A 16243-nucleotide genomic window follows, 5' to 3' on the forward strand; every position below is an offset into this window, starting at 1 on the left:
TTAACGCGTCGTTCGACTGGCCAAATAAAGCGGCAGGTTATCCTCGCCCGCCATCACGATGGCATGGACACGGCTGGTCGCTTCCAGTTTGCGCAAGATCGCCGAGACGTGAGTTTTGACAGTCGTCTCGGCAATATCCAGTTCGCGGGCGATCAGCTTGTTCGACATGCCCTGAGTCATGCAGCGCAATACCTCAAGCTGCTTATCGGTCAACTGGGTGAGCCTTTCACCGGCCAGGCGCTCGGCGGCTGCCGATCCTCTGGATTTGGACGGGGGCGTTGCTGATGGTGGGCGGCGCATGACATCGGAAGGCAGATAGAGCTGCCCTTCAAGAATCTGGGTGAGTGCATTGAGCATGACCTCCCTGGGGGTTGATTTGGGGATGTAGCCCACGGCGCCCAGGCTGATCGCATCCAGCACTAACTGACGCTCCTGATGGGCGGAAATAATCGCCACCGGCAGCCAGGGAAACGCTTCGCGCAGGTGGGTCAAACCGTCGAGCCCTTCCGCATCGGGTAAGCTCAGGTCGAGCAGCAGTAAGTCCAGGCCGTCGTGCTCGCTAATCAGGGAGATGGCGGTGGCGAGGCTATCGGCTTCCAACAGTTGGCTATGTGGCAAGCCGCTGCTGACCACGACCTGCAGCGCGTCGCGAAACAGCGGATGATCGTCTGCCACCAATAACGAATACATGGCGTCTCCTACCAAGGGATGAGGGCGCATCCTGCCAACGGGGTATGTCGCGTTGCGCCCGTCTGACCAACACTGCATGAGCAACCTTTAATAATCATAATACGCAGGAGCTCAATAATGATCTACGCCAATCCTGGTGATGCTGGTTCACTGGTGTCATTTGAAAAACGCTACGGCAATTACATCGGCGGCGAGTTTGTTCCTCCGGTGAAGGGCCAATACTTCGATAATATCAGCCCGGTTAACGGCCAGGTGTTTTGCGAAATCCCCCGATCAAGCGCGGAAGATATCGACAAAGCATTGGACGCGGCTCACAGCGCCGCACCTGCATGGGGCAAAACGTCCGCACAAGAGCGCAGCAATATTCTGCTTAAGATCGCCGACCGCATCGAACAGAATCTGGAAATGCTGGCCGTTGCTGAAACCTGGGATAACGGCAAGGCCGTGCGCGAAACGCTCAATGCCGACCTTCCGCTTGCCGTTGACCACTTCCGCTACTTTGCCGGCTGTATCCGTTCCCAGGAAGGCACGGCGGCCGATATAGACGGCAACACGGTGGCCTACCACTTCCATGAACCGCTGGGCGTGGTGGGGCAGATTATCCCTTGGAATTTCCCGATTCTGATGGCTACCTGGAAGCTGGCGCCTGCGCTGGCGGCAGGTAACTGTGTGGTGCTCAAGCCCGCTGAACAGACGCCAGCGTCGATTTTGAAAGTGATGGAAGTGATTGGCGATCTGCTGCCGCCTGGCGTGCTGAATATCGTCAATGGCTTCGGTGCCGAAGCGGGGCAGGCACTGGCGAGCAGCAAGCGTATCGCCAAAATCGCCTTTACTGGCTCCACCCCGGTGGGCTCACACATCCTGAAGTGTGCCGCGGAAAATATTATTCCCTCCACGGTCGAGCTGGGTGGTAAATCCCCCAACATCTACTTCGCCGATATCATGAATGCCGAACCGACATTTATTGATAAAGCGGTCGAGGGCCTGGTGCTGGCGTTCTTTAATCAGGGCGAGGTGTGTACCTGCCCATCTCGTGCGCTGATTCAGGAAAGCATGTACGACGAGTTCATGGCCAAAGTCATCGAGCGTACGCAAACCATCAAGCGCGGCAATCCGCTGGATACCGACGTGCAGGTAGGCGCTCAAGCCTCTCAGGAGCAGTTCGACAAGATCATGTCGTACATGGATATAGCTCGTGACGAGGGCGCCGAGTTCCTCACTGGCGGTAACAAAGAGACCCTGGATGACAGCATCAACAGCGGCTACTACATTCAGCCAACGCTGCTCAAGGGCAATAACAAGATGCGTGTCTTCCAGGAAGAGATCTTTGGTCCTGTCGTGGCGGTGACCACCTTCAAGGATGAGGAAGAAGCGTTGGCGATTGCCAACGACACCGAGTTCGGACTGGGCGCTGGCCTGTGGAGCCGCGATATCAACGTTGCCTTCCGCATGGGCCGGGGTATTCAAGCCGGGCGTGTGTGGACCAACTGCTACCACCAGTACCCTGCCCATGCGGCATTCGGTGGTTACAAGAAATCCGGCGTTGGACGCGAAACCCATAAAGTGGCGCTGGAGCACTATCAGCAGACCAAAAACCTGCTGGTCAGCTACGACATCAATCCGCTGGGCTTCTTCTAAGGCCTAGCGATTTGTAACACGTCATCATAAGCATCCCGGCCATGTGTTTATTGCATGGATTGCCGGGGTGCTTTTTGTTGTCCGCACCTGCTTGTTAGGCAGCGCCTCCCAACCAACGGCGCGCCATGCGCTCGGCGTGGGCAAGGTTACTGACGACCGCTAGCTTGCCCGCTTCGCGCTTAATGCCCGCGCGTTTTATTTTCAGCGCCATCCGCGGCGGCAGTCCAACAAATATAACACCTACATCTTGCTCACCCAGTTCTCGTCGCAGGCTGTCCAGCGCCACCATGCCCGTGGTGTCCAGGCTAGACACGTCGCGCATATCCAGTACGACAATCCGAATGCTGTGATCAATGACTCTTAGCGTGGCAATGGCCTTTTCGGCCGCGCCGAAAAATAGCGGACCACTGATTTTGTAGAGTGCAACTTCTGGTGGAAAGTTTTCGCCGACGTCGGGTGCCGCCAAGCGCTGGGTATGAGTTAACTGTGCCATGCGACGAATAAACAGCGCGGCTGCCAGGCCAATACCCACGGCCACGGCAATCACCATGTCGAAAATCACCGTCAATGCAAAGCAGATTACCAGCACTGTGACATCGCTGGCGGGGGCGCTTTTCAGCGTATGCACAAAGTGGCGCGCCTCGCTCATGTTCCAGGCAATGATAAACAGCAGGGCGGCTAGGGCGGCCATGGGAACGTAGCCCAGTACACCCGCCAAAGCGACCACGGCAAGTAATACCACCAGCGAATGTACCACCGCGGCGACAGGAGAGCAGGCACCGCTTTTGATATTGGTCGCGGTGCGGGCCAGGGCCGCGGTAGCGGTAATGCCGCCAAAGAAAGGCACCACCATGTTGCCCAGGCCCTGACCGATTAACTCGGCGTTAGGGTCATGGCGCGTACGGGTCAGGCCATCCGCCACCGTGGCACACAACAGTGACTCAATGGCCGCCAATAGTGCAATCGCCAGTGCCGGACCGAGCAACGACTGAATCAGCGTAAAGTTGATCTCGAGCGGTGTGCCATCCGCCCCAGGGAAATGCCATGGTGCCGTAAAACCAGGCGCAAAGGGGGGAATGCCTCCGCCGGTTTGGCCTTCGAACTCCCAGCTAAAACGTGAGGCGATGGTATCGACTTCAACGCCAGTCATCATGAGCAGCGCGGCCGTCAGCGTTCCCATTGCCAAACCGACCAGCGGGGCTGGGATGGGAGTATTCAGACGGGGCCAGATTATCAGCGTCGCCAAGGTGATAAGCCCGACACTGATCTCTGCGGGTGAAAGACGGGGTAGTGCTTGGCCAATCAGCATCAGGTTATGCAGGGTGCTATCGCCAAGCTCGACGCCGGATAGACCGAGAAAGTCCGGCAGCTGCAATAGCGCAATCACCACACCGATACCCGCCGTAAAGCCGAGAATCACCGGATAAGGCACGTACTGAATCAGGCTGCCCAGCCGCGACAACCCCAGTGCGACCAAGATAGCACCTGCCATCAATGTGGCAATCAGTAGCCCGCCCAGACCGTGGTTGGCCACGATGGGAAACAGGATGACCACAAAGGCAGCGGTGGGGCCGGAGATGTTAAACCGCGAACCGCCAGTCAAGGCGATTACCGCTCCCGCCACGATGGCAGTGTAGAGACCATGTTGAGGGGGGACACCGGTGGCAATTGCCAGCGCCATGGAAAGCGGTACCGCGACTACGCCAATCGTGAGCCCCGCCATGATATCGCGCTTCAATTTGCCAAGGGTGTATCCTTCACGCCAAGCGCTAATGAGTGCACTACCAGGCACCGGAAAAACGTAACGCGAACGGGACATGCGGTAGGCCTCTTGGGTGGTAAGTAAATCAAATTGTTACGTTACTCTGCCTGCTGAATTTGCACAACGGGGCGTTATATATGATAGGGCCTCCCTAATGGTTCGCCGTGGGCACCTGGACGGCGGGTGTTAAGATATTGCCGCTTACGCTGTTGGTCAGTTGCATTGATTTGATCGGCTATCAATTCCGCCAAACTGTTCGATGGATCCGATCCACAAAGGGTCTTTTACTTTATATTGGAGTCTGTGTGACCGATTTAGAAACGCCGGATCTTCATCAGCAGCGGTTGCTTTATGTCGCTGAAAAACTTCGCGCAACCCAAGCCCGCGACGTATTGGATTTAGGTTGCGGGTCCGGAGGATTGTTACAATATTTATTGCAGGTGGAGCAGTTTGAGCGAGTCGTTGGTGTCGAACTGGACGGTGAGCTATTAGCGCAAGCCAAATTTCGCTTGGCGGATTTACCCCGAGCAAAGCAATGTCTAGAGCTGATTTGTGGCTCGTATACAGATGACAAGCAACCGCTAAAGCACTTTTCAGCCGCGGCCATGGTGGAAACCATTGAGCATATTCCTCCCGCCCAACTGTCGGCGGTGGAAAAAGCGGTGTTTGCGAGCTTCCAGCCGACTTATCTGGTGGTGACCACACCCAACGCCGACTATAACCCGTTACTCGGGTTAGAAGAGGGCGAGTACCGAGATCCAGACCATAAGTTTGAATGGTCCCGGGGGCGTTTTCAGCAGTGGGCAAGGGGAGTGGCCAAGCGCCATGGCTATCGAGTGCGCTTCACCGGTATTGGTGAGTGGCATGACGCACTGGGTCAGCCGACCCAGTTAGCGCACTTTACCCACAAAAAAACGCCCTCCCAGCCATTAGGCCGGGAGGGCGTTGCACGCTTGGTTTAAGGTTGCGTGGACTCTTCCGGTGGTTCACCGATAGTGCCCGGCATAGCCTGCTGATGGCCTGCCAGTGTCAGGAAGTGCAGGTGGCGTTCGTACTCGGCCACCAGATCACCAATCACCTGGCCACGGGTATAGCCGTTGAGGTCTTTATCCTGACCGCCTTCGGCGAGGAAAACATCCAGCCGCACGTAGAAATCATCGTCTGCCGGTATGAAGCTTGGCGTCCGCATGCGGTGCGGGCATACTTGATAGACAAAGCTGGTGGCTTCGCCAAAGTCGACCTGCAGCATCAACTTGGGTAGTGATTCGCCCTCTAACTGCTCTTCGGTCACGTTGGCGGTCTGGCCACGGCTCTCCAGCTCCTGAGCAAACTGCGTCATCGCCGGACGAATCGAGTGCTCAATCGTCGCAGCTGCGCCAGCACGGTTGGACGTATCCAGCGCACGATCAAGGCGTTCGCGCCAGTCACCCCCAGAGGCGCCGCCAGCAATCATGCGGCGTGCATCGGCCTTGCTGCCTTCAAGCTTCAAGGCTTTGACCATGCCCACCATGATAGCAAAAATCACCAGTGAGAACGGCAGCGCGGTAATCACGACGGCGCTTTGCAGCGCGTTCAAGCCACCTGCCATCAGCAGCGCAATGGTGATCAAGCCAATGATGGCTGACCAGAAAATACGCAGTTTGATCGGCGCGTCGTGGTTGACATCGCTGAGAATGGACGTGAAGTTGGCCAGTACCAGCGCGCCGGAGTCTGCCGAGGTTATAAAGAACACAATCCCCAGTATAGTGACCACTGCCGCTGTAATGCCGACATACGGATAGTATTCAAGCAGCGTGTATAGAGTGGTTTGCGGCGTATTGAGTGCCTGTTCGCCAAGCTCTGTAATGCCCTGGTTGGCGACGAGTTCGATGCCACTGTTGCCGAAGATAGACATCCACACCATCATGAAGGCCAGCGGGATAAACAACGCACCGGCAACAAACTCACGAATGGTGCGGCCACGCGAAATACGCGCCAGAAACAGACCGACAAACGGCGTCCAGGCAATCCACCAGCCCCAGAAGAAAATCGTCCACCACATTTTCCATTCTTGAGCGCCTTCACCGTCGAACGCGTAGGTGTTGAAGCTGGCGGCCACAAATCCGGAAAGGTAATCACCCGCGTTATTGACCATTTTATCCAGCAGCATCAGCGTATCGCCGGAAAACAGCACAAACAGCATCAGCGCTAACGCCAATAGCATGTTGAACTCGGAGAGTCGGCGGATACCTTTCTCAACGCCAGTGACCACGGAAATCGTCGCTAACACAACGACCAGTACAATCAGGATGATTTGCACGGTGAGGGTTTCCGGCACATCGAACATATAGTTCAGGCCGTAATTGAGCTGCATGACGCCAATGCCCAAACTGGTCGCGATACCGAACACCGTCGAGATCACCGCGGTAATATCAACCGCATTACCAATAGGACCATGGATGCGCTTGCCCAGTATGGGATACAAGGCGCTACGAATTGCCAGCGGCAAACGGTGGCGGTAGCTGAAGTAAGCCAGCGCCATACCCATCAACACGTAGAGTCCCCAACCGGAGAGGCCCCAGTGCAGATAGGTTTGAACGACGGCGTTACGCATGGCTGCCTGGCTTTCAGGGGTCAGATCCGGTGGCGCCAAATAATGGGCAACCGGCTCGGCAACGCTGAAGAACAGCAAGTCGATACCGATACCGGCGGCAAACAGCATGGCTGACCATGACAAGAGGGAAAACTCCGGTCGTGAATGATCAGGCCCCAGCCGAATGCTGCCGTAGCGCGACATGCCAATCAGCGCGACAAACACCAGGTACGCGACGATGGCCAGCATGTAATACCAGCCAAATGTTTTGCTCACCCAGGCAAGGCCAGCATCGAAAAAGGTACCAGCCTGCTCGGTGAAGAGCATGGTAAGCACCAGAAAGACCACAATGCCCGCTACGCTGCCGTGGAATACCACGGGGTTGAGGCGGTCTCGGGAGGGTAAGACGGGGTTGTCTTTCGCCATGGAGGCGGACTCCTGTTGTTAGACAATGATGGAAATGCGATCAAGCAATTTTATTTTGAATGAACGTTCAAATAAAATACGCGCTTTACCCTTTCCCTTCAAGTCTGTCTTTCAACTCCCCGTGTCGCTTCCTTGATCGGTACATGGCCGATCCCGGGGTGATCAACCTCCTTGTATGATCAGGATAGAAATAGAAATGCCCGGTAGAACCGGGCATTAAGCGTATTAGACGTTAAATAAACGCGCTTATTGGCTAGTTTTTTCCTCACCGTGATGACGTTTACCTTGGGCTTCCCGGTACTCCTCACGGTACTCTTCACGGGCCTCGTGCATGGCGTCGCGCAGCGCTTCCTGCTCGTCCTCGGTCAGAATCTCGGCCATGCGTGCTTGGTGGGCGTCGCGAACGTTTTTCATTTCATTGCGAAATGTGTCGTGGGCCTCGTTAAGTGCTTGTTGTTTATCGTCGCTGAGCGCCGCGCGTTCATAAACGTCCTGACGGTGTTCTTCCATTCTCTCTTCCATGCGCTCGCGGTCATGGTGAGGCTTCTCGCCGTCGTGATGATCCGCCTGGGCGGTCGCGGCTAATGGCAACAAGGCGGCGACGAACAGCGCCGGGGCAACGAATTGACGGAGTGAAAGGGTCATGACGTATCTCCTGATGGGTGGACGTTGTCAGTATTGTCCGTCCGGGTGCAAACCCTTTGCAGGGAGTGTGCAATAATCGTGATCTTGGTAGGCTCGCTGGGGGGTCGGGGGATTGTTCAAGGAGAAATGCTGTGTTGCATATATCGCGGTGGTCTTGCTTACGACGCTGTAGCGCTGTGAGTGCCTTGGCGTTGCTGTTAAGCAGCTGCGGTGTCACCCATCTTGCCAGCCAAGGTGAGCCCGCCAGCGGCGCGGACGAAGGTGCGCGTCAGGCGTTGTCCTATAAGCGCCTTCCGCCTACCCCCTATACACCCGATGCATGGCCTGAGGCGCTCAATGCCGAGGTCTATTTGCCGCATTCGCCTACCCAGACCCGTCGCCCCGCGGCGCTGATTGTCCACGGCGGGGGGTGGCGCAATCGTGGCCCTGAAGATATGCAGGGGATTGCCGAGCAGCTGGCCGCGCAAGGCTACGTGACAGTGAATATCGAGCATCGTTTTGCGCCGAGCTACCAGTTTCCCGCGCAGTTGCATGACCTGCAGCAGGCGATGACCTGGATTCACGCCAACGCGGATGAGTGGCAAGTGGATACGCAGCGCATCGTGGGCGTAGGTTTTTCATCCGGCGCGCACCTGGTGAGCCTGCTGGCGCTGGCCGGGTCGCAAGGGCCGCTTGCGGAACCCTATGGCGGAGAGCATGCTCGCTTGGCCGCCGTGCTGGCCGGTGGCCTGCCCAGTGATTTGCTCAAGTTTGATGACGGGCGCCTGGTGGTCGACTTTATCGGTGGTACCCGCGCTGAAAAAAATCAGGCTTACCGTCTCGCTTCCCCCGAGCGCCAGATAACGTCGGAAGCGCCGCCGTTTTTTATCTTCCACGGCACCTGGGATCAACTAGTGCCGGTGGATCATGCGGAAGACTTTTATCAAGCGCTGATCGACAACGGCGTGGAAAGCGAGCTCTACCTGCTGCATGGGCGTGGCCATTTCGCCAGCTTTCTGCTGCGTGGCGGCGCCATAGAGGCGGGGATTGCGTTCCTCAACGACCAGGTTTCCCCCTGAGGAGTGCGTACCGCTAACCTTCGGGCTGGTATTTGTAGCCGACGCCATACACCGAGCGGATGATTTCCTGCTCGGGGAGCGCTTCGTGGATTTTCTTGCGCAGCTTCTTGATGTGGCTGTCCACGGTGCGCTCCGAAACGATCCGGTTGTCTCGGTACATGTGATCCATCAACTGCTCGCGGCTGAAGATGCGCCCCGGCGCCTGCATCATCACCCGCAGCAATTGGAACTCCACCGCCGTGAGACCCAGGTCGTGGCCCTGTGCCAGGGCTTGCCAGCCGTCTTCATCAAGCGTTACCAGCGCGTTGCTCGCCGCTTGCGGGGTGGTGTCGGCCGCCGCCTGGCTTCGCCGCAGTACCGCCTTGACACGGGCAACCACTTCGCGCGGGCTGAACGGCTTGCATATGTAGTCGTCGGCCCCCAGTTCCAGCCCCAGTAGGCGATCCACTTCCTCGACCTTGGCGGTTACCATGATAATCGCGATATGTGGCCATTGATGGCGGATTTCACGACATAGCGTCAGGCCGTCTTTGCCGGGCAGCATGAGGTCGAGCAGGATAAGGCGGGGAACCTGCTTTTCAATCCACGGTACCACATGATCGCCATGGTCGAGGGTGGTCACCTCGAAGCCATGGGTGGTCAGGTAGTCTGCCATCAGACGGGCAATTTTTGGCTCGTCTTCCACGACCAGTAAAGAGGGGGTATCCATCATGGCAAGCTCGCTTGAAGAAAAAGGACCGGATTAATGGTTAGCGTTCCAGCAACGGGAAACGTAGTGTCCAGCATAATCCACCCAGCGTCGAATGAGAGGCCGAAAGACTGCCACCATGGGCATGTACCAGGGCACTGGCGATCGACAGGCCAAGACCGCTGCCGCCGCTAGAGCGGCTGCGCGAGCCTTCGACCCGATAAAGTCGTTCAGTGAGGCGCTCAAGCTCGCTATCGGGCACGCCTGGCGCACTGTCTTGCCAGTTGACCACGGCCTCGTTGCCGTCTTGGGCCAGGGTGACGTTGAGTGAACCCGGGGCGCTGGTATAGGCACAGCTGTTATCCATCAGGTTATCCCATAGTTGGCGCAGTCGCTGGGCATCGCCGCGAATCATTATCTCGGGGGTGATCTGTTGGGTCAGACTCATGTCGCTGTCTGTCAGCCAGCGTTCGGCATCTTCCAGGCGACCCGCCAGCGCATCGCTAAGATTCATCGGCGCCAACTGAATATCCAGTGCGCCGGCATCGCTTTGGGAAAGCAGACGCAGGTCGGCGACCAGCCGCTCCAACTGATCCACTTCCTGGCCGAGGGACCCGAGGCTTTCCTGGTTCAGCGGACGAATCCCATCCTGCATGGCTTCGATCTCACCGCGCAGCACCGCCAGCGGGGTACGTAGCTCGTGGGCGGTGTCTGAGACCCAGCGGGCCCGGGCATTGCGGCTCGCTTCCAGGGTGGCAGCCAGGACATTGAAGTCGCGGGCCAATAGCGAAAGCTCGTCGCGACCACGCTCGGGCAGTCGGCTGTGATAATCACCTTCGGTCAAGCGCCGGGTGGCGGTGGCCAGGGCCCGAGTGCGTCGTCCCAGCCACCAGGAGAGCCCACCGGCCAACAACAAGGAGGCGACACCCAGCGAGAGAACGATAATAACCAGGTTGCGCTGCTGACGTTCAAGGAAGCGGTTTTCCATGCGTTCCATGACTTGTTGGGGAGGGCGAAACCCGAGCTCCCCGATCTCTTCGTCGTCGCTGCGTAGCGTGAGCCAGTGCCAGTTGCTCTGACTGGCATTATGGGGCGGGATCACAAAACGTTCATCGGCATCGCGCAGCACAAAGTCCTGTGCCTCGCCGAGTGGACTTGGACGGTCACGGTGCTCTTGGCCCAGGGCGTGGCGTACGACCATCGGCCAGCGTTCCGGTGAGCGTTCGAGCCACGCCCAGCTTTGCCGGGGCTGCCAACGCGTCACCAGGCTGTCGGCCAGCAAGGTGGCCCGCCGCTCCTGGGCCTGGTTAAGATACTCAAGAAATCCCCGGTCAATGCTGTACGAGACGGCCAGAAAGGCGCCCGCGGAAATCGCCACGTTAACGCTCAGGATGATCAGGAACAGCTTCAGTCCCAGCCGCGAGAAACGCCAGCGAAAGCCGCCCAGGGTTGAGCGCAACGAGGTCAAAGACATTAGCTAACTCCTGCTGAATGCGGCTGCGGCGGCGTACGTAACCGCTCGCGCAGATTCTCGAGGCTGAGGTAGAGGCACGGTACCAGAATCAGCAGAATCAGCGTGGCGAAAAGCATGCCAAAGCCCAGCGAAATCGCCATGGGAATCATGAAGCGAGCCTGCCGGGAGGTTTCCATTATCATCGGCGCCAGCCCCAAAAACGTGGTTAGTGTGGTCATCATGATGGGGCGCAGGCGGCGGGTGGCGGCGGTGACGATGGCTTCGCGCGCCGCCATGCCTTCGCGCCGCTTGCGGTTGGCAAAATCGATCAGCACCAGCGCATCGTTGATCACCACACCCGAGAGCGCCAGCATGCCGAGCAGGCTGATGATCGACAGTCCGAAGCCCATCAGCATATGCCCGCCAATCGCTCCGACGATACCAAACGGGATCGCGGCCATCACCAGCAGCGGTTGCAGATAGCTTTTGAACGGGATCGCCAGCAGCGCATAAAGCGCGGCCATCATCAACCACATGGAGGTGCGAAGCGTAGCGAGGTTGTCGGCGGTATCCTGCTGGCGCCCGCCCAGGGTGACGTCAAGCCCCGGCCAGTTGGTTTCCAGGTCGGGGAAAACATCCGTCTGAAGGGTGGCCATTACCTGGTTGATGGGCAGGTCATCCTCGGCATCCGCAGTGACGGTGATAACCCGCCGGCCATTAATCCGCTCAAGGCCACTGGAGGCCTGGCTCAGCGAGATGTCGGCGACCCGGGAAAGCGGCACGCTGAGGCCGTCGGGTGTGCGTACCGGCAGGCGGTAGAGTTCGTTCAGACTATTGCGGTTTTCTTCGGGCAGGCGTACCTCGACGCTGACTTCGCTGCGCCCGACAAACTGCTCCAGGGCCGTGGCACCCTGGAGGGGGCCGCGCAGGGCTTGGGCCAGATCGCTGCCGGTAAGGCCCAGCGAGCGTCCTTCGGAGGAAAGGCGCATTTCAAGCTGCGGTTTACCATCGCCCAGGCCGCTGTCGATATCGATCAAACCATAGTTGCCCAGTGAATCGGCCAATTGGTTGGCCGCTCCTTCGAGCACCTGGGTGTCAGGGTGTGACAGGCGTAAGCTAAGCGCTGCACCGCTACCCGGCCCGCCTGCATCTGAAGCAAAGCGCACCGATTGCGCGCCAAGTAAATCGCCGGTTAGCTCGCGCCACTCCCGGGCAACTCGCGAAGGCGGCCAGTCCTCCAGGCTTTCTGGCGCAATCTCCAATTCTACCTGCAGGCTCTCGCCGTCCAGGCGGGTGTGGGTGCTGCTGAAGTGGAGAGACTCCTCACGTTGACTCAGTTGATCGCGAGCCTCCAATAGCTGTTGGCTGAGTTCGCGGCTAACGCTGATATGACTGCCAATGGGCAGTGTGACGCTGGCCTCGACCTCATCGGATTCGACCCGAGGCATCAGCGAGAAACCAAGCCGCCCGCTCATGCTCCAGGCAAGCGTCACCAGCAAGATGACGATTCCCAGCGCGACGGTCAGCCAGCGGACATTGAGCGCCCGCTGCAGAAAGGGCTCGAACTGATGATAGGTAAAGTGATGAAGCCCGCCTTGCATGTGTTGGCGCAAGGCTTCCAGCGGGCGTTGCCAGGTGGGTGTCTGGCGGGGTTTACGGCTATGGGCCAGGTGCGCGGGCAGAATAAACAGCGCTTCGGCCCAGGAAATCAAGAAGACGGTGATGACCACTACCGGGACGGTCGCAAAAATCAGCCCCAAGAAGCCAGGCAAGAACAACAGAGGTAGAAAAGCGACGATGTTGGAAAGAATCGCAAAGGTCAGTGGCGTGGCGATTTCCCGGGCACCCTTGACCGCTGCATCGCGCAGCGAATAGCCCTCTTCACGGTAGCTGTAGATGTTTTCACCCACCATGATGGCGTCGTCGACCACAATCCCCAGCGCGATGATAAACGCGAACATCGATATCATGTTCAGCGATACGCCGATCCAGGGAAGGAATAGCATCGCGCCCAGGAATGCCGTGGGGATCCCAAGCGTGACCCAGAAAGCCAAGCGGGCTTCCAAAAACAGCGCCATCAAGACCAGGACCAACGCCAGGCCCATCCATGCGTTTTTCAGCAGAAGGCTCAACCGGTCTTCGTAGACCTCGGAGCTGTCCCGGGAAACATCCAGACTGACACCTTCGGGTAGCCCGGCACGCAGGCGTTCAAGCTCGCCGTTGACGGCTTCTGAAATGCTGGTCGGTGTTTGGTCGCCAATCTGATAAACATCCACCGAGAGGCCGGGTTGGCCGTTATAAAACTCCTCCCGGTCGGTTTCGGCAAACCCCTCGCGTACGTCGGCGATATCGCCTAGTCGAATTGGCATACCCTGGGAGCTGGTGAGAACCGGCAGCTCGGCGAAGGCATCGGCGCTGTTTCGTCGCCCCTGGTAGCGCACCAGCCATTCACCTTCGTTGGTGGTCAGCTGGCCGCTGGCCAGGTCCAGCGCTTCCTCACCAATCACGCTGGCCAATGCCTGATGATCCAGGCCGTAGCGTTCAATGGCTTCGTCATCCAGCAGCACCTGGATTTCCCGGGCGCGATTCCCCGATAGTTCGGCACGGGAAAGGCCGTCGGTGGCCTGTAGTTCGGCCCGGACGTTTTCCGCGGCATCGTGGAGCGTGCCCAAGTCGGTCTGACCGTAAACCTGCAGGCTCAATACGCTTCGCGCACGACCGGCCAGGGTGAAGCGGGGCGGGTCAGCGGCGTTGGGCAGCGTCGTGATCGCATTAACCGACTGCTGAATATCCTGATAGGCGCGCATCACGTCGATGCCATCCACGAGTGTGGCGCTGACGTTGGCGCTACCCTCGCTGGCGCTGGATGTCAGTTCATCGATGCCTTCGACGTCGGAAATGGCGGCCTCAACGGGCAGCAGCAGGCTCTGTTCGATATCTTCCGGCGTGGCGCCCGGGTAGCTGATGGTGACCTGGACCACTTCAGTCTCAAATTCCGGGAAGATCTCCTTCTTGATTGCCAGCGACGCCATGAGCCCGCCGACAATAAACAGGATCATCAGCAGGTTTGGTGCAACGCCATGGTCGACCATCCACGCCAGGGGGCCTTTACGCAGCATCAGCTGTCACCCCCGTTGTCGTCCGAGGGTATGTCGCCGCGTTGTCGGATACGAACGTGCTGGCCTTCCCTGGGCTGGGCCAACCCTGCTGTCACGACGCGTCGGCCGTCGGCCAGACCGCTACTGACCAATGCCTGATCCTGGCCGCGGTAGGCGAGCGTGACCTGGCTACGCTGCAGGCGGTCATCGGCGTCGACCCACCACACCTGTTCGCCGGGACGCAGCGCGGCGGAGGGCAGGGCGATGAGATCCGGCCTGGTGCGGGTGGTAAACGAGACGCGCAGCACATCGCCAAGGCGCAGGGCCGGACCTTGGGTGTTAAGCGCCAGCGGATCATCAACGGCAATCAGTAGCTGCGCCTGCAGGCCGTTTTCTTCCAGCGCGGGAAGAATCGAGACCAATGTTCCTTCGCGCTGCTCGCCTGCCGGCCACCCGCTGCTCGACAAGCTGACACGGCTGCCTTCCTGCAGCCAGTCAAGCCATTCGCCGGGTAGCGAGGCGCGCACCCAGAACTGGTCGACGCCCACCAGATGCAACACCTCGGTGCCCTGGCTCAGCAGGCTGCCCGCGCCGACGAGGCGCTCCTGCACCATCGCCTCCCAGGGCGAGCGCAGGGTGGCTCGGTCCAGGTTAAGCGCGGCCTGGTCGCGGGCAACGCGTGCCTGGGCAACCAGCGCCTGGGCTTGGCGCAACTGTGGCTCGCGGAGGACCAACGCCCGGCGCTCGGCGGAAAGCTGGCGTCCGAAAGACTCATACTCACTGCGGGCACGTTGCTGCTCCGCCTGTTCAAGTGACAACTGCGCCTGGGCATCGGCTAACTGAGCCTCGGCATCTTCCAGTGCCAACTGTAGGTCGGCCTGGTCGATATAAGCGACGGGGGCATCCTTTTCGACCACCCGCCCAGGCATGACACCTTCGGCGAACCGTTCGAGCTGGCCGTCGACCCGGCTGGCGAGCATGGTTGCCTGCTCGGCCTCAACGCGGCCAAAGCCTTGCAGGTCAGGAGAACGGGCGGCGGATGATACGCTGACCACATCGACCAGTGGTGGCGCGGGTTCGGGTGGGGGCTGGCGCTCAATACGCGGGGGCTGAGTGACGATCCACCATGCCAGCGCCGCACCACCTATCAAAACAAATAGCGCAACCACTGCGCTTAGCCGAATGCGACCATGTTGTGATGGTGATAGTGGTTGATGATCTGTCATGGTCGCGGGTTATCCATTGGCCGAAATCGAAACTTAGAGCTATTGGGGCGTATCATGCTAGCATCACCCTATGTCACGCAGCGATTAGGTAAGCAATGTGTAAATTGCGTGCAACTCGCCTTGCGAAGCGCCTTTATCGCCGTAACGTGGCTCAAGACTACTTGGCTGACACTTTATTTGCTAACAATAGACTGACTGGTCTACTTTAATGATATGAAAAATACCGCTACGCGCGACAAGCTCATTGAGACCGGTGCCGAACTGATTGGTCAGCACGGCTATAATGCCACGGGCATCAATGCTGTTTTAAAAACCTGCGGCGTGCCGAAGGGATCCTTCTACCACTATTTCTCGAGCAAAGAGGCGTTCGGTCTGGCGGTGATCGATAAGTTTGCAACGGCCTATGACGCCCAGCTTGCCGAGCTTCTGGAAGACACCACGATGCCTGCGCTTGAACGGCTAAGGCGCTATTTTGCGGCGGGTCGTGAGTATATGTGCGATTGCAACCATACGACCGGCTGTCTGATTGGCAACCTTGGGCAGGAGCTTTCCGGGCAAAGCGATACCTTTCGCGATGCTCTGGATCGCGTTTTCCAGCGCTGGGAACAATATTTTGTCGCTTGCCTGCAGGACGCTCAAAAGGCCGGCGAACTCAGTGCGGCCCTGCCTGCCGATCATCTGGCCAGCTTTATTCTCTCGGGCTGGGAAGGCGCGATTCTGCGGGCCAAAACGCTCAAGTCTGTTGAGCCGATGGAGCAGTTTGAGAAAATTCTGTTTCAACAGGTGCTGGTCTCTGACGATTAATGCCTGGCTCTGAAGTGATGCTCATCGTTGGCCACGTCGTTAGCGATCAGGGCGCCATCGAACAATCATGGGATGGCTCGAGTTTCTCATGGGCTTTGGGCTGCCTGATGTGATGCCTTGGGTGGCAGAGTGCAACGCTTTCCCACCATCGACGTTGAATAGATTATTCGGGAGACTGCCCAA

Annotated in this window: 12 protein-coding genes; 4 read left to right on the forward strand and 8 right to left on the reverse strand. The window is 58.5% G+C overall.

Annotated elements, in window-relative coordinates; translation table 11 throughout:
* Positions 1-690: a LuxR C-terminal-related transcriptional regulator gene (locus QC816_RS00745; RefSeq protein WP_085917140.1), complete on the reverse strand. Its 690-nt coding sequence runs from the start codon at positions 688-690 to the stop codon at positions 1-3.
* 117 nt (positions 691-807) lie between these two features.
* Here QC816_RS00745 and exaC point away from each other — a divergent pair, with 117 nt between their 5' ends.
* Positions 808-2328 carry an acetaldehyde dehydrogenase ExaC gene (gene exaC / locus QC816_RS00750; protein ID WP_085917141.1) on the forward strand — a complete coding sequence of 507 codons (1521 nt, stop codon included), beginning with the start codon at positions 808-810 and terminating at the stop codon, positions 2326-2328.
* A gap of 94 nt (positions 2329-2422) precedes the next feature.
* Here the strand turns inward: exaC and dauA are convergent, their stop codons facing one another.
* Positions 2423-4147 (reverse strand): C4-dicarboxylic acid transporter DauA, encoded by a 1725-nt coding sequence (dauA, locus tag QC816_RS00755; RefSeq protein WP_309780568.1) that lies wholly within the window; start codon positions 4145-4147, stop codon positions 2423-2425.
* 248 nt (positions 4148-4395) lie between these two features.
* Between dauA and QC816_RS00760 the strand changes: the two genes are divergently transcribed.
* Positions 4396-5052: a methyltransferase domain-containing protein gene (locus tag QC816_RS00760; protein WP_085917143.1), complete on the forward strand. Its 657-nt coding sequence runs from the start codon at positions 4396-4398 to the stop codon at positions 5050-5052.
* Here the strand turns inward: QC816_RS00760 and betT are convergent.
* Entirely contained in the window at positions 5049-7088 is a 2040-nt protein-coding gene (gene betT, locus QC816_RS00765; protein ID WP_085917144.1) for a choline BCCT transporter BetT, read from the reverse strand. The genes QC816_RS00760 and betT overlap by 4 nt on opposite strands.
* Positions 7089-7334: 246 nt before the next feature.
* Positions 7335-7733 (reverse strand): hypothetical protein, encoded by a 399-nt coding sequence (locus QC816_RS00770; RefSeq protein ID WP_199283936.1) that lies wholly within the window; start codon positions 7731-7733, stop codon positions 7335-7337.
* 185 nt (positions 7734-7918) lie between these two features.
* Here QC816_RS00770 and QC816_RS00775 point away from each other — a divergent pair, with 185 nt between their 5' ends.
* A complete protein-coding gene (locus QC816_RS00775; protein ID WP_233337275.1) occupies positions 7919-8791 on the forward strand; it encodes an alpha/beta hydrolase in 873 nt (290 codons plus the stop codon).
* 13 nt (positions 8792-8804) lie between these two features.
* Here QC816_RS00775 and QC816_RS00780 read toward each other — a convergent pair whose 3' ends face one another.
* From QC816_RS00780 to QC816_RS00795, 4 genes are read right to left on the reverse strand one after another with little or no spacing between them, the layout of a single operon-like run.
* Positions 8805-9503 (reverse strand): response regulator, encoded by a 699-nt coding sequence (locus tag QC816_RS00780; RefSeq protein WP_085917147.1) that lies wholly within the window; start codon positions 9501-9503, stop codon positions 8805-8807.
* A 37-nt stretch (positions 9504-9540) separates the two neighbouring features.
* Positions 9541-10953: an ATP-binding protein gene (locus QC816_RS00785; protein ID WP_264823608.1), complete on the reverse strand. Its 1413-nt coding sequence runs from the start codon at positions 10951-10953 to the stop codon at positions 9541-9543.
* On the reverse strand, positions 10953-14051 hold the full coding sequence (locus QC816_RS00790) for an efflux RND transporter permease subunit (RefSeq protein WP_309780569.1): 3099 nt from the start codon (positions 14049-14051) through the stop codon (positions 10953-10955). The genes QC816_RS00785 and QC816_RS00790 overlap by 1 nt, the downstream gene beginning before the upstream one ends.
* A complete protein-coding gene (locus QC816_RS00795) occupies positions 14051-15256 on the reverse strand; it encodes an efflux RND transporter periplasmic adaptor subunit (RefSeq protein ID WP_309780570.1) in 1206 nt (401 codons plus the stop codon). Before QC816_RS00795 ends, QC816_RS00790 begins: the two co-directional genes overlap by 1 nt.
* 213 nt (positions 15257-15469) lie before the next feature.
* Here QC816_RS00795 and QC816_RS00800 point away from each other — a divergent pair, with 213 nt between their 5' ends.
* On the forward strand, positions 15470-16060 hold the full coding sequence (locus QC816_RS00800) for a TetR/AcrR family transcriptional regulator (protein WP_085917151.1): 591 nt from the start codon (positions 15470-15472) through the stop codon (positions 16058-16060).
* Positions 16061-16243 lie beyond the last annotated feature (183 nt).

The organism is Vreelandella janggokensis (genome assembly GCF_031451615.1).
Taxonomy (GTDB): domain Bacteria; phylum Pseudomonadota; class Gammaproteobacteria; order Pseudomonadales; family Halomonadaceae; genus Vreelandella; species Vreelandella janggokensis.

Bases quoted from the DNA above. Each gene is read 5' to 3' on its own strand.
- QC816_RS00745 (WP_085917140.1), bottom strand. From the start codon at position 690: ATGTATTCGTTATTGGTGGCAGACGATCATCCGCTGTTTCGCGACGCG.
- exaC (WP_085917141.1), top strand. From the start codon at position 808: ATGATCTACGCCAATCCTGGTGATGCTGGTTCACTGGTGTCATTTGAA.
- dauA (WP_309780568.1), bottom strand. From the start codon at position 4,147: ATGTCCCGTTCGCGTTACGTTTTTCCGGTGCCTGGTAGTGCACTCATT.
- betT (WP_085917144.1), bottom strand. From the start codon at position 7,088: ATGGCGAAAGACAACCCCGTCTTACCCTCCCGAGACCGCCTCAACCCC.
- QC816_RS00770 (WP_199283936.1), bottom strand. From the start codon at position 7,733: ATGACCCTTTCACTCCGTCAATTCGTTGCCCCGGCGCTGTTCGTCGCC.
- QC816_RS00780 (WP_085917147.1), bottom strand. From the start codon at position 9,503: ATGATGGATACCCCCTCTTTACTGGTCGTGGAAGACGAGCCAAAAATT.
- QC816_RS00785 (WP_264823608.1), bottom strand. From the start codon at position 10,953: ATGTCTTTGACCTCGTTGCGCTCAACCCTGGGCGGCTTTCGCTGGCGT.
- QC816_RS00790 (WP_309780569.1), bottom strand. From the start codon at position 14,051: ATGCTGCGTAAAGGCCCCCTGGCGTGGATGGTCGACCATGGCGTTGCA.
- QC816_RS00795 (WP_309780570.1), bottom strand. From the start codon at position 15,256: ATGACAGATCATCAACCACTATCACCATCACAACATGGTCGCATTCGG.
- QC816_RS00800 (WP_085917151.1), top strand. From the start codon at position 15,470: ATGAAAAATACCGCTACGCGCGACAAGCTCATTGAGACCGGTGCCGAA.